The following is a 26,887-nucleotide window of genomic DNA, read 5'->3' as shown; positions in this document are numbered from 1 at the left end:
GCTCTGGTGGCTGCGCGGCCCATTGCCCTGGGTCTTCCTCGGCATGGTCGTCGGCGGCGTGTTCGCTACCATCATGATGGCGGCGGCGCTCATGGGCCTGATGTTCCTCTCGAGCGGGACGGGACATGACCAGAGCGTCGAAGATCCGCTGAGCGACGATCTGCTCGAGGCAACCGAGCGCTAGGCCCACTCAGCGCCTGAAACGACAAGAGCACGATCAGCCTGCATGGCCGATCGTGCTCTTTTGATTTGGTCGAACCGGATCACAGCCCGGCCCGCGACGTCCGCACCCTCAAAGAGCGCCGCTCCGGATCAGATCATTCCGCCGCTTCGGTCGCACGAGGGCGACGGCCCCGGCGCGGCTTTGCGGGCGCTTCCGTGGCCTCGGTCACCTCGGCCGGCGCTTCGGCCCGATCCTCGGGCTCGTCCGATTCGATGCGGGCGATGGAGGGCGGCAGACCGGGAAGGCCAATCTCGCCCTCATCCCGATCGGTTTCGTCATCATTGGCAACGCGCGGACGACGGGGCTGACGCTCTTTGCGCTCGGCGCGTTCCGGGCGTTCAGCACGCTCGGGCCGCTCTGCCCGTTCCGCACGATCGCCCTGGTCTTGACGCGGCTCCTGCCGTGCCGGGCGATCCTGCCCGTCCCGGTCCCGCCCACGATCGCGGCGCGGGCGCTCGTCCTGATTGCGATTGTCCTGCTGACGGAAGTCCTGATGGCGCGGTGCGAACTCGTCGCCATCCTCGCTGCCGTCGATCAGCTCGTCATTGTCGAAGCTGTTGTCCTGATCGCCATCGTCGTTGCGACGGAAGCGGCCCTGCTGCTCCTCCTGCCGCGCACGGTTGTCGGCGAGGACGCGAAAATAGTGATCGGCGAACTGCAGATAATATTCCGCGTTCACCCGATCGCCGGACATTTGGGCGTCGCGCGCCAGATTGCGATATTTTTCGAGAAGCTGAGGCGCATTGCCCCGTGCGCGGCTGTCGATCCGGTTGCCCGAATCGCCGTTACCGCGATTGCCTCCGCCCCCTTGGCGCGGGTTATTCCGACCGCGACGGCGACCGGCCTGACGATTATTGATCAAAGGTTCGTCCCTATGCTCTCGACTAAAACCCGGCGTTCCCGATCAATGGCCCCAAGCGCTATACAACACATCGTTGGCGGAACGGTTTTGACACCGCTCTCGCCCCGCGCTTCGGCCAACGGCTCCAATTCCAGAACGCCGCCAAAACTGTGGGAGCAGACCACTCACGCAAGCGCTTCGCGCGTTTGCAACAGTGGTCCTGAAACTGGCAGATAGTCGTTCCCGTGCATCAAACCAAGCGAAAATCGTTGGGAGCCGTGAAAAAGCGCAGCCCTATGCCCTGGTGAGCACCAGCGCCCGCGCCCGCCCGGCCAGATCGCGGCGCACCGCGACATGGAAGCCGGCTTCCCGAAACAGTGCGCCGGCCGTCTCCTCTTGGTCGAAACCGATCTCGAAGATCGCTGCGCCCCCTGCGGCGAGGCGGTCGCCCGTCTGCGCGGCAAGCCGCCGATAATCGTCCAGCCCGTCGGCTCCCGCGAACAGGGCGCTGGCTGGCTCATGATCGCGCACCTGCCGGGGCAGCATGGCGGACGTGCTGATATAAGGCGGGTTGCAGAGGATAAGATTGAAGCGCTCGTCGATCCCCTCGGCCCAGTCCCCCGCGCGGATCTCCGCCCGCGCCTCCATCCCGCAAAGCCGGACATTCGCCCGTGCGATCTCGATCGCGGCCGCACAGGCGTCGATGCCCACACCGCTCGCCTCCCGCCAGACATCCAGCGCCGCCAGAAGCAGCGCACCCGAGCCGGTGCCGAGATCAAGAATGCGACCCGGCGCCCGCCTCCCCTCGAACTGCGCGATCGCTGCCTCGATCAGGGTCTCGCTGTCCGGTCGCGGCACGAGCACGCCCGGCGCGACCTTCAGGGTCAGCGTCCAGAAATCCCGCGTGCCGGTAATGTAGGCGATCGGCTCATGCGCCAGCCGCCGGGCGAGCAGCGCATCGGCGCCCTCGGGGCAGGAGAGCCGGGGCAGGGCGAGGATCATCTCCTCGCGGCTCATCGCCAGCGCGTGCGCGGCAAGCAGTTCAGCATCGAGCCGGGGCGTATCGCTGACCGCGCCCAGAGCGGTCGTGGCGGCCCGCAGCCAATCGCCCAGCCCGCTCACAAGCTCGTGCTCCTGCGAAGGCAGGAGCCCAGGGCAAAGCAGCCCCCCGCTCCCGGCTTCATGGTCGACACACCCCCGCCGCTCACGCCGCCATGTCGAGCTGTGCCAGCCGCGCGGCCTCATCCTCAGCGATCAGCGCGGCGATCACCTCGTCCAGCCCGGGGCCTTCGAGAATTTCCGGCAGGCGATGCAGGGTCAGGTTGATGCGGTGATCGGTCACGCGGCCCTGCGGGAAATTATAGGTGCGGATACGCTCCGAGCGGTCGCCCGAGCCGACCATCGCCTTGCGGGCGCCGGCATGTTCGGCCTGCGTCCGCTCGCGCTCGGCTTCATAGAGGCGTGTGCGCAGCACCTTCATGGCCTTCGCCTTGTTCTTGTGCTGGGACTTCTCGTCCTGCTGCGTCACGACGAGACCGGTCGGCAGATGGGTGATGCGCACGGCGCTGTCGGTCGTGTTCACATGCTGCCCGCCCGAGCCGGACGAGCGATAGACGTCGATCCGCAGGTCCGTCGCCTCATTGATCTGCACGTCGACATCCTCGGCCTCGGGCAGCACGGCCACGGTCGCCGCCGAGGTGTGGATGCGCCCGCCGCTCTCCGTTACCGGCACGCGCTGTACGCGATGGACGCCGCTCTCGAACTTCATGCGCGCGAACACGCCAGTGCCGGTCACGCTGGCGATCACTTCCTTGAAGCCGCCCGCCTCGGACGCGCTGGCCGAGATGATCTCGACCCGCCAGCCCTGCGTCTCGGCATAGCGCTGATACATGCGGAACAGATCGCCGGCGAACAGCGCAGCCTCATCGCCGCCGGTGCCGGCGCGAATCTCCAGCATCGCCGGGCGGGCATCCGCCGCATCCTTGGGGAGCAGCGCCACGGCCAGCGCATGTTCGGCCTGCGGGAGCCGCGCGCGCAGGCTCTCCAGTTCCTCCTGCGCCATCGCCTTCATTTCGGGATCGGCAAGCATCGCCTCCAGCTCGCCCTGCTCGGCGCGCAAATCCACCACCGCTCGCGCGGCCTGCACCACCGGCTCCAACTCGGCATAATCCTTGGACAGCCGCACGAACTCCGCCGGATCAAGATCCGGCCGCGCCATCTGCGCCTGCACCTCATCCTGCCGCCGGAGGATCGCAGCGATGCGATCGGGGGAGATGGTGGTCATGCCTGCGCCCTGCCCCCGTCATGCTGAACTTGTTTCAGCATCCATGGCACGGCAATGATGGGGGCATGCGACGTCGCAATCCGTGCACCTATATTCTCGCCAGCCAGAAACGCGGAACCTTGTATGTCGGCGTGACGTCCGATCTCCCCGCCCGCATTGGGCAGCACCGGTCCGCCGAGTGTCCGGGTTTCACCTCGCGCTACCGCGTTTACCGCCTCGTCCATGCCGAGTTCTTCGAGACCATGGACGGGGCGATCAGCCGCGAAAAGCAACTCAAGCGCTGGCATCGCGCCTGGAAGATCAACCTCATTGAAGCGAACAATCCCGACTGGGCCGACCTCGCCGTGACGTGGGGACTGGCCGAGCCGCTGCTCCATGGACCCTGAAACAAGTTCAGGGTGACGGGAGAAAGGAGCAGTGCAACCAATCATCCGATGGACCTGATCATCGCTTCGGCACGCGCTGCTGTATCGCTGCCGTCTCCGCGCACATTGAGATAAATCGCACCGTCGCGCGTCCCGAGGGATATAAGGGCATGCGCGTCGATCTTCGCCGCCTTGTCAAAGCGTTTGCGAGCCGAGCCCGTCGCTACGAGGTCAGCGGAGTGTCCAGCCTGGCGCAAAGCCGTGAGGCCGCGCATGGCCAGGCTCAGCAGACCATCATCCTCCAGAGCGATGACGGCATCCAGCTTCTGCGAGCCACTGTCACCCAGCAGCATCCCCAGCCGCTCAATCCCCGCCGCCCAACCGACCGCCGGGGTCGCCGGCCCGCCCAGCGTCTCGATCAGCCCGTCATAGCGTCCACCGCCGAGCACCGTCCCCTGCGCGCCCAGCCGATCCGTGACGAACTCGAACGCGGTGTGCCGATAATAATCCAGCCCGCGCACCAGCCGGGCATTGCGGGTCCACGCCACGCCGGCCGCCTTCAGCCCGTCGGTCACCTTCTCGAAGAAGGCCTGCGCCTCCTCGGTCAGATAGGCGTCGATATCCGGCGCGTCCGCCACGACCGCCTGATCGCGCGGGTCCTTGCTGTCGAGGATGCGCATCGGGTTCTTTTCGAGCCGGGTCAGACTGTCTTCGCTCAGGCTCGCCTTGTGCCCCTCGAAATGCGCAACCAGCGCCGCGCGCCACGCATCGCGGCTCGCGGCATCGCCCAACGTGTTGAGCGTCAGCGTCACGCCCTCGCTGATGCCCAGCTCCTTGAGCAACTGATCGGCGAAGATCAGCAGTTCGGCATCGGCCAGCGGCTCGGCCGCGCCGATGATCTCGGCATCGATCTGGTGGAACTGGCGATAGCGTCCCTTTTGCGGCCGCTCATAGCGGAACAGCGGCCCGTGCGTCGCAACCTTGAGCGGCGCATATTGCTGCCAGCCCTCGGTGATATAGGCCCGCGCGATGCCGGCGGTGAACTCCGGGCGCAGCGTGAGCGAATCCCCGCCGCGATCCTCGAAGCTGTACATCTCCTTGGAGACGACATCGGTGGTTTCGCCCAGCGAGCGGGAGAAGACCGCCGTCTGCTCGAATACCGGCACCTCGATCCGCCGGAAGCCATAGAGCTTGCGGACTTTCTCGAATGTTTCGACCACATGTGCGAAGCGGTCCGCGCTGTCGCCGATCATATCCTGAGTGCCGCGAACGGGCCGGGGTGTCTCGATTTTCGCCATGGCCGCGCCTCTAGCGGGAATCGCGCTTTAAGGAAACCGGCTTGCAAGGGCAGCTTGTTCTCTTTATGTTCCTTCGTGAGCTTGAGGAGACGATGATGAGCGACAGCTTCGAAGGCGGTTGTCAATGCGGCGCGGTGCGTTACCGGGCAACAGGAACGCCCGAGCATGTGGCGCTCTGCCATTGCGCGGACTGCCGCAAATCGTCCGGCGCGCCGATGGTGCTCTGGGCCGCCTTTGCCGAGAAAGCGGTGACGGTGCTGAATGGCAATGTCAGCGATTATCATTCCTCCCCGTCCGTGACCCGGAGCTTCTGCCCCGTCTGCGGCACGGGCGTGTTCTTCACAAATCCGGAGGCGCTGCCCGGGCTGATCGACATCCAGGCCGCCACGTTCGACGATCCCGAGGCGCTGCCGCCGCAAGTGCAGATCCAGACCGCCGAGCGGCCGCACTGGATGACCACGCTCGATGCCCTGCCGAGCTTCGAGCGCTTTCCCGGCGAATAAGGTTCGCCCCGTCCGTTTCCTCCGAAGCGCGCGACGAGGCTGAGGGTTTGACACGGATCAACGCCGCCCCTGTCGAAAGCGGCCATTCACTCGACTTGTTGAGAGATCAATCAAGGAGAGTCGGATGGCCCACTACCCCAATACGCCCGGCATGACAGGCGTGCTGCGCCCGTTGCGCATCGAAGGCGACATTCTGGATATGGAAGTCGAGGGAGAAATCCCCGCGCAACTCAATGGCACCTTCCATCGCGTCCACCCCGATGCGCAATTCCCGCCGATGTTCGAGAACGATCAGTTCTTCAATGGCGACGGCATGGTCAGCCTGTTCCACTTTCATGATGGCAAGGTCGATTTCCGCCAGCGCTACGCCCAGACCGACAAGTGGAAGGCCGAGCGGGCCGCCGGCAAGTCGCTGTTCGGCATGTATCGCAATCCGCTGACCGATGACGAGAGCGTCAAGGGCATGATCCGCGGCACGGCCAACACCAATGTCATGGTCCACGCCGGCAAGCTCTATGCGATGAAGGAGGACAGCCCCTGTCTCATCATGGATCCGCTCAGCCTGGAGACCGAAGGCTACACGAATTTTGACGGCAAGATCAAAAACCAGACCTTTTCCGGCCATGGCAAGATCGACCCCGTCACCGGCAATTTCTGCAACCATGGCTATGCCGCGACCGGCGTGCTGACCGACGATGTCAGCTATTTCGAGATCGATCCGCAGGGCAATGTGCTGTTCGAGACCTTCTTCAAGGTCCCCTATTATTGCATGATGCACGACTTCGGCCTGACGCAGGATTATGTGATCTTCCACATCGTGCCGATCACCGGCAATTGGGATCGGCTGAAGGCCGGCAAGCCGCATTTCGGCTTCGACAAGACGCTCCCGGTCTATCTCGGCGTGCTGAAGCGCGGCGCTGACGGCTCCGACATTCGCTGGTTCAAGCGCGACAACTGCTTCGCCAGCCATGTCATGAACGCCTATCAGGACGGCACCAAGATCCACTTCGACACCTGCGAGGCGAAAGGGAACAGCTTCCCGTTCTTCCCGGACATTCATGATGACAGCTTCGATCCGGTGGCCGCGCGGCCCTTCCTGACCCGCTGGACGGTCGACCTGGCCTCCAACGGTGAAGAATTCGCGAGCATCGAGAAGCTCACCGACTGGATCGACGAATTTCCCCGCATCGACGAGCGCTTCGTTGGTCAGCCCTATCGCCACGGCTGGGGCCTTGTCATGGACCCGGACATGCCGATGGACTTCCTCCGTGGTCGCGCCAGCGGCTTCAAGATGAACAAGATCGGCCATTGGGATCTCGTCGCACGCACCGAGGATTGCTGGTGGGCGGGTCCGGAATCGATCATCCAGGAGCCCTGCTTCGTGCCGCGCTCGGCCGACGCGCCGGAGGGCGATGGCTACATCATCGCGCTCGTGGACAATCTCATCACCAACTATTCCGATCTGGTGGTGCTCGACGCGCTCAACCTGCCCGCCGGGCCGATCGCCCGCGCCAAGCTGCCGATCCGCATCCGCTCGGGCCTGCATGGCAATTGGGCGGACGCCAGTAAGCTGCCGCGCGCAGCCTGAGGGCCGAGCATAGGATATAGACTGAGGGGGTGGACGCCTTGCCACCCCCTTGTCATGCTGGGCGCATCTGTTTCCCGGAGTGCCATGATGCGCCGTTGCCTTTTGCCTGCCCTTCTTCTGCTGACCCTGCCCGCGAGCGCGCTTCTCGCCCAGGATGCCGCCGCGCCGCCTCTACGATCCGCTCCCGCCGCGCTGCCGATCCTGAGCACCGTGCCGCAAGCGCGGGACATCGCCTGGACCAGCGGCACGCTCAAGCTGGAGGTGGATGCGACCGATGTGGACCGCCGCATCCTCACCGTTCGCCAGACCATCCCCATGTCGACCGGTGGTCCGCTGACCCTGCTCCTGCCGGAATGGCTGCCGGGCCACCACGCCCCACGCGGGCAGATCGAGAAGATCGCCGGCCTGAGCTTCACGACCGCGGACGGCCGGCCATTGCGCTGGAAGCGCGACCCGCTCAACGTCTACGCCTTTCACCTCTCCGTGCCGGACGGGGCAGGCGCCGTGATCGCCAATTTCCAGTTTCTGGCGCCCACCGCGGGCAATCAGGGCCGGATCGTGGTGACCGACTCGCTGCTCAACCTGCAGTGGGACAGCGTCTCGCTCTATCCGGCCGGCTTCTACACCCGCCGCATCCCGATTCAGGCCAGCGTCACGCTGCCGGAAGGCTGGACCGCAGCGACTGCGCTGGCCAGTGAACGCGACGGCAAGACGGTCCGCTACGAGGAGACCGATTATGAAACGCTGGTCGATTCGCCGATCTTCGCAGGGCTCCACAGCCGCGAGATCGCGCTGACGCCGGACGTGCGGCTGAGCGTCTTTGCCGATACGCCGGAAGAGCTCAAAGCCACCGAGCCGCAGATCAACCTGCATCGCCGCCTTGTCGATGAAGCCGTCGCGCTGTTCGGCGCGCGCCATTATGATCGCTATAATTTCCTGCTCTCCATCTCGGACAAGCTGGGCGGCATCGGCCTGGAGCATCACCGGCTCAGCGAAAATGGCGTCTCGCTGGGCTACTTCACGCAATGGGAGGCCGCGCTGGGCGACCGCGACCTGCTCGCGCACGAATTCACCCATAGCTGGAACGGCAAATATCGCCGCCCGGAGATGCTCTGGACACCCGATTTCGCCACGCCCATGCAGGACGACCTGCTCTGGGTGTATGAAGGACAGACCCAGTTCTGGGGCTATGTGCTCTCCGCCCGCTCGGGACTGCTGAGCAAGGCCGAGACGCTCGATGCGCTGGCCGCCATCGCGGCGCGGCTCGACGCGACCAGAGGCCGCACCTGGCGCCCGGTGATCGACACCACCTACGATCCGATCATCGCGGCCCGCCGCCCCAAGGCCTGGACGAGCTGGCAGCGCCCGGAAGACTATTATAATGAAGGCCTGATGATCTGGCTGGAAGTGGACGCCATCATCCGCCGCGAAACCGCCGGCGCGCGCGGCATTGATGATTTCGCCAAGGCCTTCTTCGGTGTGAATGATCGCGACTGGGGCGTGCTGACCTACAATCGCCAGGATGTGATCGACACGCTGAACGGCGTCGTTGCTTATGATTGGGACGGGTTGCTGCGCGAGCGGATAGAGCAGACCAATAGCGAGGTCACCAAGGCCGGGTTCGACCTAGGCGGCTACAAGCTGACCTACGGCCTTATTACCAACTCGACGATTCGGGCCGCCGAGACCGTGGGCAAATATGTCGACCAGAGCTTCGGTCCCGGGTTGGTCGTCGGGGAGGATGGGGTCGTGCGCTCCGTCATCTGGGATAGCCCCGCCTTCAAGGCCGCCATCGCGGTCGGCGATTCGATCACGGCGGTTGGCGACACCGAGTTTTCCGCCGATGTCTTCCGCGAGGGGGTGGGGGCGACGGCCCAAAAACATCCGCTCGTCCTGACCCTGAGGCGGGACAAAAGATATCGCACGATCACGCTCGATTATTCCGGCGGCCTGCGCTATCCGCGCCTCGAAAAATCACAAGAGGGTTCAACCAGTCTCGACCGACTGCTGACAGCGCGGACCGGCGAGACTTCCGTCAATTAACCTGTGGGTGCGAAAAACCATGAACATCGATATGATTCCTGTCGGCAGCAATCCGCCGGAAAGCCTCAATGTCGTCATCGAAGTGCCGACCGGTGGCGAGCCGGTGAAATATGAGTTCGACAAGGCATCGGGCGCCCTGTTCGTCGATCGCATCCTCCACACGCCGATGCGCTACCCCGCAAATTACGGTTTCGTTCCGCACACGCTCTCGCCCGATGGCGATCCGCTCGATGCGCTGGTCGTGGCCCGCTCGCCCTTCATCCCGGGCTCGGTGGTGCGCGCCCGCCCCATCGCCGTCCTCAACCTCGAGGATGAGCATGGCGGTGACGAGAAGCTGCTCTGCGTCCCCGACGACGCGACCTTCCCTTATTACGCCAATGTGACCGAGAAGGAGCATCTGCCCGACATCGTGTTCAAGCAGGTCGAGCACTTCTTCACGCACTATAAGGATCTCGAGGCCGAGAAGTGGGTGCGTGTCGGCACATGGGGCAACAGCGCGGAAGCCCGCCAGATCACGCTGGAAGCCATTGAGCGCTACCAGCAGAACAAGGCCGCGAAGAGCGCCGCCTGATCGTTTGGCCCGCTGCACGGGCCCCGCAGATACAAAAAGAGGCTCCCAGCGCACCGCCGGGAGCCTCTTTTTTATGAGATTATGTCGGAATGAGTTCAGCTCGCGGTCTTCACCTTCTCATAAGGAACGAACTTGCCCAGGCTGACGAAGCCGCGCGGGAAGTGGCCGGCGCGATCCACCAGCCGGACGATATCGACATCGCACAGCTGCGAGCTGCTCGTCTTGGTGACGAGAATATCGTCATCGTCGAGCGACGAGGCGCCGCTCACCGGCCGGTTGACGTAGAGCTTGCCGCCGACCTCATAGATGATCGCCGTCTTGTCGATGATCTGCGTCGAGCGCACGCTGCTCAGGCTGATGCACCGGACCGGTTCTCCCGCGGTGCGCCCTTCCAGCGCCTTGGCGAGCTTGGCGTCAGCCTTGGCCTGCGCCTCTGCTGCGCGAGTCGATTGGGCAGCGGCGGGCACCGTAGCGACCATCGCGACCCCGATAATGCCTGTGAACAGGCGAGACATGAAACGCATCCTGCGTCCTTTCCGGTTTCCCATTTCCCGCGCCCGATTGCCGCTCTACCCCCTTCTGCCTGAATGGGCCATGAGCGCCCCTTCCCGCGCGGTGAAAAAACAGCATTTCGCTTCCGTTCGTCGCCCCCTTTTCCTATAGGCTGGGGCATGACGGACAATAGCAATACGACCCCCGCTCAGAACGCAAATGATTATGGTGCCGACAGCATCAAGGTGCTGAAGGGCCTGGACGCCGTGCGCAAGCGCCCCGGCATGTATATCGGCGATACCGATGATGGCTCCGGCCTGCATCACATGGTCTTCGAGGTGAGCGACAACGCCATTGACGAGGCGCTGGCCGGACATTGCGATCTGGTGCTGATCGAGCTGAACCCGGACGGCTCCGTTTCGGTCGAGGATAATGGTCGCGGCATCCCGACCGACATTCACCGCGAGGAAGGCGTTTCGGCGGCCGAGGTCATCATGACCCAACTGCACGCCGGCGGAAAGTTCGAGAACACCTCCGACGACAATGCCTATAAGGTCTCCGGCGGCCTGCACGGCGTCGGCGTCTCCGTCGTCAACGCGCTTTCCGAGTGGCTGGAGCTGACCGTGTGGCGCGAAGGCAAGGAGCACTGGATGCGCTTCCGCTATGGTGATGCGGAAGGCCCGCTCGTCGTGCGCGGCGATGCGCCCGTGGTCGACGGCAAACCAAAAAAGGGCACGCGCGTCACCTTCCTCGCCTCGACCGACACGTTCAAGAACGTCACCGAGTTCGATTTCGACAAGCTGGAGCATCGCTATCGCGAGCTTGCCTTCCTCAACTCAGGCGTGCGCATCCTGCTGCGCGACAAGCGCCATGAAGAGGTGAAGGAGCATGACCTGTTCTACGAGGGCGGCATCGCGGCCTTCGTGAAATATCTTGATCGCAACAAGAACGCGCTGATGCCCGACCCCATCGCCATCTCGGCGGACCGGGACGGCATCGGCATCGATGTCGCGCTGGAGTGGAACGACAGCTATTATGAGAACGTCCTCTGCTTTACCAACAACATCCCGCAGCGGGACGGCGGCACCCATCTGGCCGCCTTCCGCGCCGCGCTGACCCGCACGCTCAACAGCTATGGTGACAAGTCCGGCCTGCTCAAGAAGGAGAAGGTCAGCCTTACCGGTGAGGACATGCGCGAGGGGCTGACCGCCATCGTTTCGGTCAAGCTGCCCGATCCCAAGTTCAGCAGCCAGACCAAGGACAAGCTGGTCTCCTCCGAGGTGCGCCAGCCGCTTGAGAGCCTGATGGCCGACAAGATGCAGGAGTGGCTGGAGGAAAATCCCGGCCACGCCAAGTCGATCATCCAGAAGGTGGTCGATGCCGCCGCCGCGCGCGAGGCCGCCAAGAAGGCCCGCGAACTGACGCGCCGCAAGGGCGTGATGGACATCGCCTCCCTGCCCGGCAAGCTCGCTGACTGTCAGGAGCGCGACCCCGCCAAGTCCGAACTGTTCCTCGTCGAGGGCGATTCGGCCGGTGGCTCCGCCAAGCAGGGCCGCGACCGGCATTTCCAGGCGATCCTGCCCCTGCGCGGCAAGATCCTCAATGTCGAGCGGGCCCGGTTCGACCGGATGCTGGCCAGCCGCGAGATCGGCACGCTCATCCAGGCGATGGGCACCGGCATTCGCGACGACTTCAATCTCGAGAAGCTGCGCTACCACAAGATCGTCATCATGACGGACGCCGACGTGGACGGCGCCCACATCCGCACGCTGCTGCTGACCTTCTTCTACCGGCAGATGCCGCAGATCATCGAGGCCGGCCATCTCTACATCGCCCAGCCGCCGCTCTACAAAGCCACGCGCGGGCGCAGCGAAGTCTACTTGAAGGACGAAGCCGCGCTCGACCAGTATCTGGTCGACAATGGCGTCGATACGCTGGTGCTGGAGACGGAAACCGGCACCCGCTCGGGTCAGGACCTGCGCGACCTCATCGACCATGCCCGGCGCAGCCGCGCGCTGATGCGCTATGTGCCGCGTCGCTATGACGGTGCGATCGTCGAGGCGCTGGCGCTGGCTGGCGCGCTGGCCTTCGATCTCTCCGACGATGCCCGCGCGCAGGCGCTCGCCCGCGCGGCGGAATGGCTGGACCGGACCGACGAGGAAGGCCGCTGGACCGGCCGCCTCTCGGCCGAGGGCGGCTATCATCTCGAGCGGCTGGTGCGCGGCGTGACCGATCACCACATCATCGAGCCGGCCTTCCTCAATTCCGCCGAAGCCCGCAAGCTGGACACGCTGACCAAGGAGCAGGCGAGCCTCTACGCCAGCCCAAGCCATCTGCTCGCCGCACGCGCGGCCGCCGCGCAGGCGCAGGCCGAGAGCGAGACGGAAGACAGCGACGGCGAAGAGACCGCCGCACCCACCGCTGCGCAGGCCCGCGGCGTGCGGATCACCCGCCCGTCCGAGCTGCTCGACGCCGTGCTGGCCGCCGGCCGCAAGGGCCTCGCGATCCAGCGCTACAAGGGCCTTGGCGAGATGAACGCCGACCAGCTGTGGGAAACCACGCTCGACCCAAATGTGCGCTCGATGCTCCGCGTGGAGATCGAGCAGGCGGACGTCGCCGACGAAATCTTCACCCGCCTGATGGGCGACATCGTCGAGCCACGCCGCGAGTTCATCCAGGACAACGCCCTCAATGTCGCCAATCTCGACGTTTGAGGCGGTCTCACTAACCAGCTTGGAATGAGGCACCCTCGGCCTGCTCGATATCGAGTCGGCTGAGGGTGTCCATCAGTGTGCCGCGCCCGGATCGACGGCCCTTTTCGGCCGGGGCGCGAACCATACTGCTGCGGCAGCGAACACGAAGGCGGCTGCGGACAGCAGGAACATGTGGTTGATCGCCACCGTCAGGCTTTCCTGCTGGACGGTCTGCTCGATCACCCCGCGCACCTGATCGAGCGAGAAGCCGGCGCCTTGCAGCGCCTCGCGCGTCGCCTCGCTGTTCATGGCGCCGACCACCTCGCTGCGCGCCGTCACAGCACTATTGGCCCACATGGTCGTCGCGACGGAGGTGCCGATGGCACCGGCCATCGTGCGCAGGAAGCTCATCACGCCCGCGGCCGACGCGGTCTCTTCCGGGTCCACAGCCGAAAGCGCGATGGTGGTGAGCGGAATGAAGAAGAACGGCATACCGACGCCCTGCATTAGCTGCGGGAAGGCCAGCGTCCAGAAATCCGCGCCCGTCGTCCAGTGCGCGCGCAGCAGCGAGGTGAGGCCAAGCCAGAGAATGCCGAACGTCACCAGAACGCGTGGATCGACCTTGTTGGTGAGCTTGCCGACGATGGGCGACATGATGACGGCGGCCACGCCCATGAAGGCGGTCACGTAGCCCGCATCGGTGGCGGTATAGCCAAGGTCGGTCTGCAGCCATTGGGGGATGAGCACCACCGCCGAGAACATCGTCCCGAAGGCAAGCGACAGGCTGAGCACCGCCGCGGAAAAGCCCCGATGCCGGAACACCCGCAGATTGACGATCGGTTGCGCCTCGGTCAGCTCCCAGGCGAGGAACAGCGCGAAGCCGATCAGCGCGATGATCGCCAGGATTACGATCTTGCTGTCCCCGAACCAATCATGCTCGCGGCCGATGTCGAGGATGATCTGCAGCGCGCCGATCCACAGGATCAGCAGTGCCAGACCGATCGTGTCGACACGCATCTTCTCGGTCCTGGTCTCCGCGTTGCGCAGGAAGCGGGTCGCGCCATAGGCGCAGAGCGCGGCGACCGGAATATTGATGAAGAAAATCCAGTGCCAGGACCAGCTATCGCTGATGGTTCCGCCCAGAATGGGGCCGAGGATCGGCGCGATGACGGTGGTCATCGCCCACAGGCCCATCGCCTGCCCCCGCAGATGCTTGGGGAAGATGCGCATCAGCAAGGTCTGGCTGAGCGGCATCAGCGGTCCGCCGCACAACCCCTGGCCGATGCGGAAGGCGACCAGCATCCCGAGGCTGCTCGAAAGGCCACAGAGCACCGAGAAGATGCCAAAGCCGATCATGCCGAAGGTGAAGGTGCGCACGGTGCCGAAGCGCCCCGCAAGCCAGCCGGTCAGCGGCACGCAGATCGCCTCCGCCACCGCGTAGGATGTGATGATCCACGTGCCCTGCGAGGCCGAGATGCCCAGCGAGCCGGCGATGTGCGCCACCGAGACATTGGCGATGGTCGTGTCCAGCACGATCATGAAATTGCTGAGCGCGAGCACCGCGCCGGCAATCACCAGCGCAGCGCCCGAGAGCGGCGTGAAATCATCCGCCTTGCTGGCCATGGCCTTTGCCTTTCCTATCCGGTCGCGCTCACTGCGCCGATGTATCGACCTCGGCGGTCATCGAGAGCCCGACTCGCAGCGGATGCGCGGCCAGCTCCTTGGCGTCGAGCGCGACGCGCACTGGCAGGCGCTGCACCACCTTGATCCAGTTGCCCGTCGCATTCTGGGCGGGGATCAGCGCGAAGGCCGATCCGGTGCCACCCGAAAAGCCGACGACACGGCCATGATATTCGACGCTGCTGCCGTACAGGTCGGAGACCAGCGTCACCGGCTGGCCCGGCTTCACCTTGGTGAGCTGGCTTTCCTTGAAATTGGCATCGACATAGACCTGACCGACCGGCACGACGCGCATCACCGTCGCGCCCGGCGCGATGCGCTGGCCCACCTGCACGGTCCGGTTGGCGATGACGCCATCGATGGGCGCGCGGATGACGGTTCGCTCAAGATCGAGCTCGGCCTGACGGACTTTTGCCTTGGCGGCGAGCACATCCGGATTGGTCTCAACCGTGCTGCCCTGGATCAACGCGTCATTGGCGGCGAGATTGCCCGCGGCAACCCCGCGCGACGCGCTGGCCTGCGCCATGGCGGCCTTGGCCTGCTCCAGCGCGGCACGCGCGCTGGCCAGCGCATTGGTCGCCGACGTCAGCTCATCACCGGAGACTGCGCCATTGGCGGAGAGCGCCTTGCGCCGGCTATAATCGACCTGCGCCTTCTCGAACGAGGCCTGCGCCGCGACGAGTTGGGCCTGCGTGCTGCGGATGTCCGCGCCCCGGGCCAGAACCTGATCGGACAGTGCATTGCTCGTCGCGCTCGCCTGTCCGAACTGGCGGCGTGCCTTGGCCAGCTCGGCCTGTGCGGTGGCGAGGGCAATCTGCGCATCGCGATCATCCAGACGGACCAGGATATCGCCCGCCTTCACGCTGTCCGTGTCCGTCTTGAGCACGGCGGCGACTTGCCCGCCGACCATGGGGGTGATCTGCGCAGTATCCGCGCCGACATAGGCATTGTCGGTCTCGACATAATGGCTACCGATGGCGGCATACCATCCGCCATAGCCGATGCCCGCGAGCAGAACCGCGCCGGCAATCGCCAGCAAAGCCGTCTTACGCCGACTATGGGAGGGCGCAGCGTCCGACGTTTGCGTTGCAGTAGCCGCGGGGAAGTGAGGGTCAGCTTCAGCCATGGGTAGCATCCTTGGTGGGCATCGTGTGGGCAGCCGTGCCCGTATCGGTAAATCCGCCGCCAAGCGCACGGACGAGTGCGACGTCGAGCGTGAAGGCCCGCGCCTGAAGGTCAGCCACGATGCGCTTGGCCTGCAGCGCACGATCCTGCGCGGTTAGCACATCGAGGAAGGTGGAGAGCCCGCCTTCATATCGCTGCGTGGCAATCGCATAAGCCGCGTCGAAATCCGCGAGCGACTTGCGCGATTGGTCAAGCTGAACGGCCAGCGCGCGCTGGCTGACGACGGCATCTGCGACGGCGCGATAGGCGTCGGTCACGGTCCGGTCGTAGCTCGCCACGGCCTCGTCATAGCCGGCGCGGGCGCCTTTATACTGCCCTTGCAGTGCGCCGCCGCGAAAGATCGGCAGGGTGATCGCCGGACCAACACTGCCATAGTCGGAGCCGCTCTTGAACAGGTTGGATAGCCCGAGCGACTGAAAGCCGAAGATCGCGGACAGGTTGATAGCGGGATAGAAATCGGCGCGGGCAACCTTGATGCGGCTCGCCTCGGCCTCCACCCGCACCCGCGCGGCGGCAATGTCGGGCCGGCGGCCGACCAGATCGGTCGTGACATTCTCGGGAATGCCCCGCGCCGCGATGGTCACGGCCGGCGGCATGATCGCCAAACCGCGATCCGGGCCGGCGCCGAGCAGGGCTGCCAGCCGATTGCGAGCCAGCCCGATCTGCTCATCCGTCGCGGCGAGATCGCTGCGGGCGGCCGGAACGGCAGCGCTGGCCTGCTTGAGCTCTGCCTGGGTATCGAGGCCGGAGGTCACGCGATCGCTCACCAGGCCCTGCGTCTTCTCGCGCACCTCCAGCGCCGTCTGCAGAACCGCCCGCTGCGCGAACAGCCGCGCCAGATCGGCATAGGCATCCGCGACATTGGTGGAGAGCATCAGCGCCGCCTGCTGATAATCGAGCTGCGCCGCCTCGGCATCCGAGCGGGCAGCGGCATAGGCCGCGCGATTGCGACCCCAGAGGTCAAGATCGAAGCCGAGCGCGGCGTGGACATTGCCCGAGCTGTTCCAGCCCTGCGGCACGAAGGCCGGCGGAATGCCGTTATTATAGCTTTGCTTGGCAGCGGAGCCGCCGGCCGACACATCGAGCGAGGGCAAGCGGGCCGCGCCGGACTGCTGGGCGATCGCCTCGGCCCGGCGGACGCGCGCTAACGCGACCGCGAGATCCGGCGATCCGGCCAGCGCCTCCTGAATCAGCCCGTCGAGCTGCGGGTCGCCATAGCTGGTCCACCAATCCGCCTTGACCCAGGGCGCGCCTGGGGCGGTCGGAGTCAGGCTCTGGCTCGCCGCGTAATGGTCGGCCGGCGCGATCGCCGGTGCCGGCCCCATATGGGGGACGGCCGCGCAGCCGGGGAGAGCCAGCATCGCGAGCAGGGCACCAGCGCGTCGGGACAGGAAAGTCGTGGCCATGAGTCGAAAAACCGTACTGTTGGGTACAGTCAGCGCTCTGATCCTCAATGACGGGGTTGTCAACAGAAAACTGTACTGTATAGTACGGTTATGGAGCAGGATACTGAAACACTCGCCGTCACGCGCCGGGAAAGCCGCAAGCAGGACCGCCGGCAGGCCATTGTCGATGCTGCGCGCACCTCATTTCTGGAGCATGGTTATGCCGGCACGTCGATGTCCGGCCTGCTCAAGACGCTTGGCGGCTCCAAAGCGACGTTGTGGGGCTATTTCCGATCCAAGGAAGACCTGTTCGCCGCCGTCGTTGAGGAAGTCAGCCTGCAGTTTCGCGCCGAGATTCAGGATGTGCTGGCAACGAAAGCCGATCTTGAGTGCACGCTCATCGCCTTCTGTCGCGCCTTCCTGCGCAAGATCACGTCACCCGATGGGCAGGCCACCTGGCGGCTGGTCGTTGCGGAGAGTGGGCGCTTTCCCGAGGTCGGCAAGATTTTCCATGAGCGGGCCGCCCGGCCCGTCCAAGGCGCATTGCAGGCTTTCTTTGCCCGGCAAGTCGCCAGCGGCGCGCTGATCGAGGAAGACCCCGCAGTCATGGTCGAAGCCCTGATGGGCCTGTGCATCGGCCAGCACATGCGGGCGATCTGGGGATTCGAGCGACTGAACGACGCCGAGATTGACGTCTATGCGCTGCGCTTCACGCACATCTTCATGCGGGCCTACGCGCGGGGCACCTGAGATCCAGGCGGCGCATCGTCGCCCCCGCGCGACCCGCCGCCTCATTGTCTCCAACACATCCTCTCCTATGTGCAGAAGACAGGAGAAATTCGATGCGCATCGGGACAGTCAGGGAAATCAAGAACCACGAATATCGTGTCGGCCTCACCCCGGAGAGCGTGCGGGAACTGGTGGCGCATGGCCATGAAGTCTGGGTCGAACAGGCCGCCGGTTTGGGCATCGGCAGCAGCGATGAGGATTATCGCGCCGCCGGTGCGATCATTCAGCCTGATGCGCGGACGGTGTTCGGGCAGTGCGAGATGGTCGTCAAGGTCAAGGAGCCGCAGGCAGAGGAGCGCGCGATGCTTTGGCCCGGGCAGATCCTCTACACCTATCTCCATCTCGCCCCCGATGCCGCCCAGACTGCCGATTTGGTTCGCTCCGGCGTGACGGCCATCGCCTATGAAACGGTGACCGGGCCCAACGGCACGCTGCCCTTGCTCAAACCGATGAGCCAGGTGGCCGGGCGGATGAGCATACAGGCCGGCGCGACCGCGCTTGAGAAGGCGCATGGCGGGCGCGGCGTTCTGCTCGGCGGCGTGCCGGGCGTCCTGCCGGCCAAGGTGGTCATTCTCGGAGGCGGCGTGGTCGGCTTCAATGCCGCGCAAATGGCCACAGGATTGGGCGCCGACGTGACGATTCTCGACCGCAATCCGGATGTTCTGGAGCGCCTCGGCACCCACTTCGAGGGGCGCGCGAAGACTCGCTTCTCGGGCCGCGCGGCGCTTGCGGAAAGCCTTGTCGATGCGGATCTGGTGATCGGCGCGGTGCTGGTACCCGGTGCCACTGCGCCAAAGCTGGTCTCACGCGACATGCTCTCGTCCATGAAGAGCGGCGCGGTGCTCGTCGATGTCGCGATCGATCAGGGCGGCTGTTTCGAGATGAGCCGGCCCACCACCCATGCCGAGCCGACCTTCATCGTGGATGGCATCGTGCATTATTGCGTCGCCAACATGCCCGGCGCCGTGGCGCGGACGAGCACCTACGCGCTGAACAACGTCACCCTGCCCCATGCGCTCAGCATCGCCGATCTCGGCTGGCGCGCCGCGCTTGCCCGCGACCCGCATCTGGCCAATGGCCTCAATGTTCATGCCGGCAAGGTCAGCTGCCCCGCCGTCGCGGAGGCGCTGGGTTATGAGGTGGAGCCGGTGAAGGCCGTGCTCGGCCTCTAGATCCCGGAAACGGTCGGCCCCTCGCCAAAGGGCATCAACGGGCTGACGCCCAGCACATCGGCCAGCGGTCTGCCATCGCTGAGCCGCCGGAACAGCGCATAGGCAATCCAGCGGGCGCGACCATCGACATTCGGCGCGCCGCGCCCTGCCAGATGATCGCTGATCCGAACGGTGCGGGTCTCCAGCGATATGCGCGTCAGCCCGGTCCGGTTTTCCACCCCGACATGCGCGTGCTGCGCGGAGAAGGCGATGATCTCGCCCGGCGCGATCAGCACCGGCATGCCCTGAGCGGCATCGATGGGGGCGAGCGGGCGCGGCGCCATGCGGCCGCGATCGGCCGAGGCACTGCCGGTGCGCCGCCGGGCCATCGCCTCGGAGAGATCGAAATCGGCACTGTCATTCGGGATCGGCCGGTCGAACAGCTCGGGGAGAAACGCAAAGGTGCGCCCGCTTGTGATCGGCCAGACCGGTGCCCACCAGTTGACCTGCGCCGCCAGATTGGTGCCCCAACTATCGCGATGAAAGCCGACCGTCGCCGTGCTGCGCGCGCTGTGCGGCTGGTTATCCGCCGGCACTGGCGGCTGGAAGCGCAGCAGCAGCCGATCCCGAGCCACGTCGTCGGCCTGCAACCCCACCGCCTCGAACAGCGCGCGCCATAAGTGCTTGGCTTGCGCATCATTGGAGAAGGCGCGCTGCACGGCGTCGAGCGTCTCGGCCAGCGCCACCCTGTCCAGCGCCTCGTGAATGCGCTCTGGATCGTGGGGCGCGAGGTGCTGCTCCACGAAGGCGCGCGCATGATCCGCGAGCGCCCGCATCGCCGGAAGCGCCCCGAAGCGGACAATATCGCCGCAATAGAGCCGATCATGCAGCGCATCGACCGATACCGCCGGGGCCGCGTAGATATCCGCCGCAGCGGCCATGCTCAGTCCCGCACCTGCCGGCCCTCGATGGGATAGGCCGGATCGGTATAGCCATGGGTGGAGGCATAACCGGGGGCCACCAGTCCGTCGGCAAAGGCCTCGTCCTCGGGGCCCATCGGCACGCTCAGTGCATCCAGATAGGCATCCCACTGCGCCTCGGTGCGCGGGCCGGCAATCGCGGCGCTGACAAAGCGGTTGCGCAGTACCCAAGCCAGCGCGAAGGCGACGGTGCTGACCCCCTTGGCGGCAGCATGGGCATTCACCGCCTCGGCAATGGCCAGCGATTCGGTGCGCCATTCGGTCTGCTTGAGACGGATGTCGCCTCGCGCAGCGCGGGAATCGGCCGGCGGCGGCCCGTCACCGGCATATTTGCCGCTCAGCACGCCCCGGGCCAACGGGCTGTAGGGCACCACGCCCAGGCCATAATGGCCAGCGGCGGGCATCTGCTCCACCTCAACGAGGCGATCGACCATGTTATACAGTGGCTGGCTGGCGATCGGCCGGTCCATGCCAATGGCGTCCGCCGCGCGGCAGATCTCGGCAATGCGCCAGCCGCGAAAGTTCGACACGCCATAATAACGCAGCTTCCCCTGCGCGATTAGATCGTCAATCGCCCGCAACCCTTCCTCGAAGGGCGCATGAGGATCGGCCTTATGGAAATAAAGGAGGTCGATATAGTCGGTGCCCAGCCGCTTGAGGCTCGCCTCGACATCCTGCACGATCCATTTGCGCGATTGCCCGCCCTCATTCGGCCCCTTCCCGAAGGCATGGCCGAATTTGGTGGCGACGACCCAATGATGCCGATGGTCGCGGATCGCTCGGCCCACCACTTCCTCCGACTGGCCGCCATTATAGCCATCGGCGGTGTCGAGAAAATTGATCCCCTGATCCCGCGCCTTGTGGATGATCCGCGTCGCCGTGGGCTCGTCGGTCGCGCCGCCGAACATCATGGTGCCAAGGCAAAGCGGCGAGACCTTGAGGGCGCTGCGCCCCAGATAGCGATATTCCATAGTCCCTCTCCTCTCCCTCCTGACACCATCGTGCGATTGGCAATCGCTACCATGCTAAGCAATCGCCGTCAGCCTTGAGGACAGCGCATCCATTCAAATTTCCATCTTCGGCCATTAGCCTCCGCTCGATGATGCCCGGCAAGGGCGCATAGAACAGAGGGAGAGTGCGATGCGTGATGCAATTATAGCGGCAGGCATGCTGGCCATGGCAGGACTGAGCGGGGCGAGCCTGGCGGAGACGCCAAAGGCGCCGCTCACCGTCGAGCAACGGCTGCAGCGAGTGGAAGATGAGCTGGCGATCCGGCGCATCATCGTCGATTATGCCGCCACGCAGGATGCCCGCGACTATACCGCCTATGCGAACCTGTTTGCCACTGATGGCGAATGGGCGAACGGCAAGGCCGTCCACAAGGGGCGCGCGGCAATCCGGCAGTTGCTCGTCAACCTCTATGGCACGCCGCCCGCGGGCTTCGTGAACAACGAGAACTATCACCTCACGTCCAACATCCAGATCGACATCGACGGTGACCGGGCGACTGCGCACTCGCGCCACCTGCTCATCTGGCGCGGCCCGAATGGCGAGCCGGTGCCGGCGCTCGCGGGCCGCTATGAGGACGAATTCATCCGCGAGAATGGCGAATGGAAAATCCGGCGCCGCGTCGATTATCCGGTGATGCCCACCGCCGAGGAATGGATGAAGGTCGTCCGCGCGCGCCAGGCCGCGCAATGATCGCGTTGCGCCCCATCGCTGCCATCGCGCTGCTCGCCGGCGCCGCTCTTCCGGCCAGCGCCCAGCGCGACGAAACCGCCGATCGGGCCGCCATCCACGCGCTGCTCGTCGCTTATGGCAGCACGCTCGACGCGCGCGACTTCGCGGGGTTCGGGCGACTGTTCGGTAAGGATGGCGTCTATGCCGCGGGCGGTGGCGCAGAAGCGCGGGGGCCGGCTGCCGGCGAAATGATGCGCAAGGTCTTCGCCGGCAATGCCATGGGCTTTGCAGAGCCGAATTATCACCTGTTCTTCAACGAGGTCGTGACCTTCACCGGCGCGGACAGCGCGAGGGCGACATCCATGTCGCTCTACGTCGTGCCGGATGAGCGGAACCGGCCCACGCCCATGCTTATGGCCGCCTATGAGGACGATCTGGTCCGCGAAGACGGCCGCTGGGTTTTCGCGCGCCGGTCTGTGAAGGGGCTCATGCCTGCGCGCCGACCTTAGCGGAGCTGGGGCGGCGCAGGAGGAAGCTGCCGTTCCTCGCGGAAAAGCAAATGTTCATCGCAATCCTATTGTCAATATAATCGATTGAGTTAAGTTAGTGCCTCCGACCCGGCAAAACAGGAGGAACGGCCGATGTCTACACCCACGCCCCATTTCGCTGCCCAGAGCGGGGATGACCCCCATGGCAGCGCGCTCTCTCTGATCCGGCAGCATCTTGACCGCCTCAAATTCGGCGCCGTGCATTTGACTGTGCACGAAGGCCGCCTCGTCCAGATCGAGGTAACCGAGAAGACCAGGCTGACCGCCTGACCCTTTCCGTCGGGCCGCTGACCGCCCGCACCGATAACAGACCCATAGCATGATGCTGACCGGACCACTGGAGGCATCCCTTTTCCAAACAAGGGGATTTCACCATGGTCAACAGACCACTTCTTTCGTTGAGCGCGCTCGCCGCAGCTCTTCTCTTTCATGGCACCGCACAAGCGGACGAAACCGCAGGCGCAGCGCCCGCGAACGGCTCCCACAGCACGGCCGCCCCGCATGAAGACCGCAGCGCCCCGCAGGATATCGTGGTGACGGCGCGCCGGCGCTCCGAAACCTCGCAGGAAATCCCCATTGCCGTCTCCGTCGTCGGCGGCGCCCAGCTCGACAGCACCGGGGCCTTCAATGTCGGCCGTCTCCAGCAGCTTGCGCCCACGCTGCAATTCTATTCGTCCAACCCGCGCAACACGGCCGTGAACATCCGCGGCATCGGCGTGCCCTTCGGCCTCACCAGCGACGGCTTCGAGCAGGGGGTCGGCATCTATGTCGATGACGTCTATTATTCGCGCGTCGCCTCGGCCACCTTCGACTTTCTCGACGTTGCGCAGATTGAAGTGCTGCGCGGGCCGCAGGGCACGCTTTACGGCAAGAACACCACAGCCGGGGCGATCAATATCACCACCAACCAGCCGACTTTCGACTTTGAAGGCAAGGCGGAGGTCAGCGTCGGCAACCTGAACTTCAAGCAGGCTAAGGCCGCCATTTCCGGCCCTCTCTCGGACACGCTGGCCGCGCGCATCGCCGTCTCCAGCACCAGCCGGCGTGGCACGATCTATAATGTCACGACCGACCGCTGGATTCAGAGCCAGGACAATATCGGCCTGCGCGGGCAGTTGCTCTGGAAGCCCACCGATACCTTCAGCGCCACCCTGGTCGGCGATTACAGCAAGCAGGATGCCATCTGCTGCGGCTCCGTGTTCGTGCGCACCGGCGCCACGCAGCGCCCGCTCAATCGCCAGTTCGCGGCGCTGGCTGCCGCGCAGAACTACGCCCCGCCCAGCCTCAACGGGTTCGACCGCCTGACCGATCTGGATGCCAGCCTCAATGCCGGTAACGTCATCGGCGGCGTCGCCCTGCGGCTGAAGTGGGATGTCGGCCCCGGCACGCTCACCTCCGTGACGGCCTGGCGCAGCTGGAACTGGAAGCCCGAGAACGACCGCGATTTCACCGGATTGCCGGTCGTCACGCTCTCGCAGAACCCCTCCCAGCAGGACCAGTATACGCAGGAGCTGCGCTACAATTACAGCGGCAAGCAGTTCGATTTCGTCCTCGGCGCCTTTGCCTTCAACCAGCGGATCGACACGCAGGGGACCGAGCAGCATGGTTCGGCATCCAGCCGCTGGACGCTGAACCCGACCAGTGCGCTGGCCAACCAGCCGGCTGTGCTCAACGGGCTGACCGCGCGCAACACGCAATATCTCAAGAGCACCAGCCTGGCGCTGTTCGGCCAGCTGGCCTGGAAGGCCACCGACGCGCTGACCATCCAGCCGGGCCTGCGCCTCAACTATGACAAGAAGGAAGGCTTCTACCAGCGCCGCGTCTTCGATGGGCAGGGCGTGGAAATCCTCGCGACGGACACGGGCGCGGTGCGTGCGGCGCAGCTCGGTGTCTTTACCCCGCAGCTCAGCGCGCCGGAGGCCAGCGACTGGAACTTCAGCTACGACCTCACAGTGAGCTACCGCGTGGCCCCGGACATTCTGACCTATGCGACCTATGCCAAGACCTTCAAGACGGTCGGCATCAACCAGAACGGCCTGCCCACCGATGCCGCCGGCAATCCGATCCTTGCCGCCGGGCAGATCCGGCCCGAGCAGGTCCAGCATTTCGAGGCCGGCATCAAGGCGCAGTTCTGGGATCGCCGCGCGACGCTCAACGTCTCGGCCTTCCGCACCGACATCAAGGACTATCAGGCCACGGTGAACAACGGCCAGTTCGGGGTGCTACGCGGTTACCTCGCCAATGCCGACAAGGTCCGCTCGCAAGGCGTGGAGGTCGACTTCTCGGTGCGCCCGAGCCAGCGCTTCAATGCCTATGTGAATGGCGCCTACACGGATGCCACCTATCGGCGCTTCGTCGACGCGCCCTGCCCGCCGGAGCTTTCGGGCGGCACGGCGGCCGGAAGCAATGCGCCGAGCGCGCCGGGCACGCCCGGTGGCTTCAGCCCGGCCAATTGCGACATCTCCGGCCAGCGCCTGCCGGGCGTCTCCAAATGGGCGCTCTCCTTCGGCGCAGAAGGCAATGTGCCGGCCACGCTGCTCGGCCAGACCGGCGAAGTCTATCTCGGCTACGACGGCAGTTATCGCTCCAACTTCTCGTCCAACGCCTCTCCCTCGGCCTACACCTGGATCGACGGCTACAGCCTGTCGAACGTCCGGCTCGGCTTTCGGACGGATGCCGGCCTCGACATCTTCGGATGGGTGCGGAATGCTTTTAACGAGAACTATTACGAGCAGCTGTTCGTCGGCCCCGGCAATACCGGCCTGATCGCGGGGCTGCCAGGTGACCCGCGCACCTGGGGCGCGACGGTGAAGGTCTCGTTCTAGTCACGGGGCGGGGGAGGGCTGACCATGCCCTTCCCCGTTCGTGCCGAGCGAAGTCGAGACACGCCAGAGCTGTGCTTCCGTGTCTCGACTTCGCTCGACACGAACGGGAGGTAGAACGAGATTTGGTCAGCGGCATTGGGAGAGGCGCGCGGCCCCTTCAAATCCCCGCCAGTTGCGCCCCAGTCGACCAGTTGCCATGCAAACCCTGCCGGATACGCATCGGCAGCTTAGCCCGGGCGATCGGTCCCTCGTCGACATGCTGGGCATCGAAGAAGCACAGCTCCGAATAATTGGTCACGTGATTGTCGACCAGCGCGATGACATAGCCATCGCCTTCCGGAGCATCCGCCGATTTCGGAACGAAGCAGGGCTCCTGGATGCCGCATTGCGGCCCGGGCCACCAGATCTTGGTGCTCCCCGTCGCCAGATCGATATGAGCCAGGCTGTTGATCATGCCGACGAACGGCCCGCCCGGACCTTCATAGGGTTTCTCGCGATCCATCACGAGCATCCAGCCATGGCGATAGGCTTGCGTGGCATAGCGGTCATCGATCCGGGGGAACTCGTCGGCGAGATTGGTCAGCTTCTCGATGCTCTCGAACTCATCACTGTTGGACGCCATGTCGACGCTCCAGCGGCTGAGATAGCCCAAGCCGGCAATGGGGTCGAACGGCGCGCCGTGAATATCCGGGAAGAAGGGGAAGCTGTTGTTGGCCGCCACCGGATGATCGAAGTAAATCCGCGTGCCCTCGTTGAAGGCGTTCATCACATGGCCCACGAAGCAGTTGGATGGCGCCTTGAACCAGCGCATGTCGGCGGCCGTGGCGCCCGCCTGTCGCGGAAGCACGGCAAGCCAGACCGGCTGGGTGGTATCGAACCCGAAATAGGGCAGGCGCTTTTCCAGCCGCTCCATGCTGGTGAGCAGCGGCATGACCGAGAAGACCGCATAATCTTCCGTCACGCCGAAATCGTGCATCATGCACAGATATTTGTTCTGGAAGGGAATCTCGAACAACAGCTCGCCGATTGGCGAGATTTCCATATAGCTCATGTCATGGGTCATCGGCCCTTTGGACATGTAGGAGAAGGCACACATATTGCCGGTCGCCGGGTCGATCTTCGGGTGGGCGCAGAAGGTCTTGCTGTCGATCCGCCCGCCGAAATCGGTATAGCCATGGGTCTCCAGCGTGTTCGGGTCCATGAGCAGGCAGGGGCTGTCCTCCTTCATGGCGTAGAGCTTGCCGGCATGGACCAGCACATTGGTATTGGCGGTGCCGCGAATCTGCCCCTCGACGCTCGGGTCGTCGGTCAGGGGATTGCGGTACATGCCGAACAGCGACTTGCCGGCCTTGTTCTCCAGCTTCCACTTGTCGGTCTGCGCATAACGCTGGCGGAAATCGACCTTGCCATCCTTGACCCGGAACATGCTGACCATGCCGTCGCCATTGAAGAACTGGTCGTCCTCGAATTTGGGCGCGAACTGATTGTCCGGGTGGACGCGGTGGAAGGCGCCATCCAGATCGGCGGGGACTTCCCCCTCGATTTCGACGTCGTGAATGTCGCCCTGCAAACGGAGCGGGCGAAGTGTACCGGTGAAACCGAACGTGTTGGGGAAATGGGCCATGCGTCGCTCTCCTCGATTCTCTCTCTCGCGCCTGATCTACCGGCCCGCGCATCTGCAGAAATTGATCGAGCGCAATCCACGCCTGGATCATCTCGTCGCCTGATTGGACAGGCTGGCAACCGCGCCCTCGCAGCCCTGT

24 protein-coding genes (1 of these 24 cut by a window edge) are annotated in these 26,887 nt (G+C 64.9%); 13 read left to right on the top strand and 11 right to left on the bottom strand.

The features are described from left to right. Window positions 1-184: the 3' portion of a hypothetical protein gene (locus M2331_RS00185; protein WP_181558437.1), read on the top strand. Its footprint begins 122 nt before the window's first position; only the last 184 of its 306 coding nucleotides appear in the window; its start codon lies beyond the left edge, outside the window; its stop codon occupies window positions 182-184. A 133-nt stretch (window positions 185-317) separates the two neighbouring features. Here the strand turns inward: M2331_RS00185 and M2331_RS00180 are convergent, their stop codons facing one another. The 3 genes from M2331_RS00180 to prfA all read right to left on the bottom strand — a co-directional run bounded on the left by M2331_RS00180 (window position 318) and on the right by prfA (window position 3,348). Then, window positions 318-1,085, bottom strand: coding sequence for a DUF4167 domain-containing protein (locus M2331_RS00180; RefSeq protein WP_181558436.1), 768 nt, complete (start codon window positions 1,083-1,085; stop codon window positions 318-320). 273 nt (window positions 1,086-1,358) lie between these two features. Beyond that, window positions 1,359-2,186, bottom strand: coding sequence for a peptide chain release factor N(5)-glutamine methyltransferase (gene prmC / locus M2331_RS00175; RefSeq protein ID WP_264592230.1), 828 nt, complete (start codon window positions 2,184-2,186; stop codon window positions 1,359-1,361). A gap of 82 nt (window positions 2,187-2,268) precedes the next feature. After that, the gene (prfA, locus tag M2331_RS00170) at window positions 2,269-3,348 is read right to left on the bottom strand and encodes a peptide chain release factor 1 (protein WP_181558434.1); all 1,080 of its coding nucleotides are present in this window, start codon (window positions 3,346-3,348) and stop codon (window positions 2,269-2,271) included. 65 nt (window positions 3,349-3,413) lie between these two features. Between prfA and M2331_RS00165 the strand changes: the two genes are divergently transcribed. Further along, on the top strand, window positions 3,414-3,734 hold the full coding sequence (locus tag M2331_RS00165) for a GIY-YIG nuclease family protein (protein ID WP_264571835.1): 321 nt from the start codon (window positions 3,414-3,416) through the stop codon (window positions 3,732-3,734). Window positions 3,735-3,775: 41 nt separating this feature from the next. On the opposite strand, the gene hisS is transcribed toward M2331_RS00165, so the two are convergent. Continuing rightward, window positions 3,776-5,011: a histidine--tRNA ligase gene (gene hisS / locus M2331_RS00160; protein ID WP_181558432.1), complete on the bottom strand. Its 1,236-nt coding sequence runs from the start codon at window positions 5,009-5,011 to the stop codon at window positions 3,776-3,778. 65 nt (window positions 5,012-5,076) lie between these two features. Between hisS and M2331_RS00155 the strand changes: the two genes are divergently transcribed. From M2331_RS00155 to ppa, 4 genes are all read left to right on the top strand, one after another. Next, complete coding sequence (locus M2331_RS00155; protein WP_264592229.1) at window positions 5,077-5,514, top strand: GFA family protein; 438 nt, start codon at window positions 5,077-5,079, stop codon at window positions 5,512-5,514. A gap of 124 nt (window positions 5,515-5,638) precedes the next feature. Beyond that, on the top strand, window positions 5,639-7,102 hold the full coding sequence (locus M2331_RS00150; RefSeq protein WP_181558430.1) for a carotenoid oxygenase family protein: 1,464 nt from the start codon (window positions 5,639-5,641) through the stop codon (window positions 7,100-7,102). An 87-nt stretch (window positions 7,103-7,189) separates the two neighbouring features. After that, complete coding sequence (locus tag M2331_RS00145; protein WP_181561272.1) at window positions 7,190-9,145, top strand: M61 family metallopeptidase; 1,956 nt, start codon at window positions 7,190-7,192, stop codon at window positions 9,143-9,145. A gap of 19 nt (window positions 9,146-9,164) precedes the next feature. Beyond that, complete coding sequence (gene ppa / locus M2331_RS00140; protein ID WP_181558429.1) at window positions 9,165-9,716, top strand: inorganic diphosphatase; 552 nt, start codon at window positions 9,165-9,167, stop codon at window positions 9,714-9,716. Between the two features lie 95 nt (window positions 9,717-9,811). Here ppa and M2331_RS00135 read toward each other — a convergent pair whose 3' ends face one another. After that, the gene (locus M2331_RS00135; protein ID WP_181561271.1) at window positions 9,812-10,231 is read right to left on the bottom strand and encodes a hypothetical protein; all 420 of its coding nucleotides are present in this window, start codon (window positions 10,229-10,231) and stop codon (window positions 9,812-9,814) included. Between the two features lie 156 nt (window positions 10,232-10,387). Here M2331_RS00135 and gyrB point away from each other — a divergent pair, with 156 nt between their 5' ends. After that, window positions 10,388-12,922 (top strand): DNA topoisomerase (ATP-hydrolyzing) subunit B, encoded by a 2,535-nt coding sequence (gene gyrB / locus M2331_RS00130; RefSeq protein ID WP_181558428.1) that lies wholly within the window; start codon window positions 10,388-10,390, stop codon window positions 12,920-12,922. Window positions 12,923-12,994: 72 nt separating this feature from the next. Here the strand turns inward: gyrB and M2331_RS00125 are convergent, their stop codons facing one another. The 3 genes from M2331_RS00125 to M2331_RS00115 are packed head-to-tail and all read right to left on the bottom strand — an operon-like array spanning window position 12,995 to window position 17,172. Beyond that, window positions 12,995-14,524: a DHA2 family efflux MFS transporter permease subunit gene (locus M2331_RS00125; protein ID WP_181558427.1), complete on the bottom strand. Its 1,530-nt coding sequence runs from the start codon at window positions 14,522-14,524 to the stop codon at window positions 12,995-12,997. Between the two features lie 28 nt (window positions 14,525-14,552). Next, a complete protein-coding gene (locus M2331_RS00120; RefSeq protein WP_181558426.1) occupies window positions 14,553-15,707 on the bottom strand; it encodes an HlyD family efflux transporter periplasmic adaptor subunit in 1,155 nt (384 codons plus the stop codon). Further along, window positions 15,700-17,172: an efflux transporter outer membrane subunit gene (locus M2331_RS00115; RefSeq protein WP_181558425.1), complete on the bottom strand. Its 1,473-nt coding sequence runs from the start codon at window positions 17,170-17,172 to the stop codon at window positions 15,700-15,702. Before M2331_RS00115 ends, M2331_RS00120 begins: the two co-directional genes overlap by 8 nt. A gap of 90 nt (window positions 17,173-17,262) precedes the next feature. Between M2331_RS00115 and M2331_RS00110 the strand changes: the two genes are divergently transcribed. Continuing rightward, on the top strand, window positions 17,263-17,901 hold the full coding sequence (locus tag M2331_RS00110; protein WP_181558424.1) for a TetR/AcrR family transcriptional regulator: 639 nt from the start codon (window positions 17,263-17,265) through the stop codon (window positions 17,899-17,901). 92 nt (window positions 17,902-17,993) lie between these two features. Then, window positions 17,994-19,112 carry an alanine dehydrogenase gene (gene ald, locus M2331_RS00105; protein ID WP_181558423.1) on the top strand — a complete coding sequence of 373 codons (1,119 nt, stop codon included), beginning with the start codon at window positions 17,994-17,996 and terminating at the stop codon, window positions 19,110-19,112. Here ald and M2331_RS00100 read toward each other — a convergent pair. Further along, window positions 19,109-20,032: a hypothetical protein gene (locus tag M2331_RS00100; protein WP_181558422.1), complete on the bottom strand. Its 924-nt coding sequence runs from the start codon at window positions 20,030-20,032 to the stop codon at window positions 19,109-19,111. The genes ald and M2331_RS00100 overlap by 4 nt on opposite strands. Window positions 20,033-20,034: 2 nt before the next feature. Continuing rightward, window positions 20,035-21,042, bottom strand: coding sequence for an aldo/keto reductase (locus tag M2331_RS00095; RefSeq protein ID WP_181558421.1), 1,008 nt, complete (start codon window positions 21,040-21,042; stop codon window positions 20,035-20,037). A 169-nt stretch (window positions 21,043-21,211) separates the two neighbouring features. Between M2331_RS00095 and M2331_RS00090 the strand changes: the two genes are divergently transcribed. The 4 genes from M2331_RS00090 to M2331_RS00075 all read left to right on the top strand — a co-directional run bounded on the left by M2331_RS00090 (window position 21,212) and on the right by M2331_RS00075 (window position 25,124). Continuing rightward, complete coding sequence (locus M2331_RS00090; RefSeq protein ID WP_181558420.1) at window positions 21,212-21,772, top strand: nuclear transport factor 2 family protein; 561 nt, start codon at window positions 21,212-21,214, stop codon at window positions 21,770-21,772. Continuing rightward, window positions 21,769-22,260 carry a nuclear transport factor 2 family protein gene (locus M2331_RS00085; RefSeq protein WP_181558419.1) on the top strand — a complete coding sequence of 164 codons (492 nt, stop codon included), beginning with the start codon at window positions 21,769-21,771 and terminating at the stop codon, window positions 22,258-22,260. Before M2331_RS00090 ends, M2331_RS00085 begins: the two co-directional genes overlap by 4 nt. Window positions 22,261-22,392: 132 nt before the next feature. Beyond that, the gene (locus tag M2331_RS00080; protein ID WP_181558418.1) at window positions 22,393-22,569 is read left to right on the top strand and encodes a YezD family protein; all 177 of its coding nucleotides are present in this window, start codon (window positions 22,393-22,395) and stop codon (window positions 22,567-22,569) included. Between the two features lie 104 nt (window positions 22,570-22,673). Continuing rightward, window positions 22,674-25,124: a TonB-dependent receptor gene (locus M2331_RS00075; RefSeq protein WP_181558417.1), complete on the top strand. Its 2,451-nt coding sequence runs from the start codon at window positions 22,674-22,676 to the stop codon at window positions 25,122-25,124. Window positions 25,125-25,281: 157 nt separating this feature from the next. Here M2331_RS00075 and M2331_RS00070 read toward each other — a convergent pair whose 3' ends face one another. Continuing rightward, window positions 25,282-26,748 carry a carotenoid oxygenase family protein gene (locus M2331_RS00070; RefSeq protein ID WP_181558416.1) on the bottom strand — a complete coding sequence of 489 codons (1,467 nt, stop codon included), beginning with the start codon at window positions 26,746-26,748 and terminating at the stop codon, window positions 25,282-25,284. Between the last annotated feature and the right edge of the window lie 139 nt (window positions 26,749-26,887).

The organism is Sphingobium sp. B10D7B (assembly GCF_025961955.1).
In the GTDB taxonomy this organism is placed as follows: domain Bacteria; phylum Pseudomonadota; class Alphaproteobacteria; order Sphingomonadales; family Sphingomonadaceae; genus Sphingobium.
The sequence above is the reverse complement of the archived record's forward strand: the minus strand, read 5'-3'. Positions and strand labels throughout refer to the sequence as shown.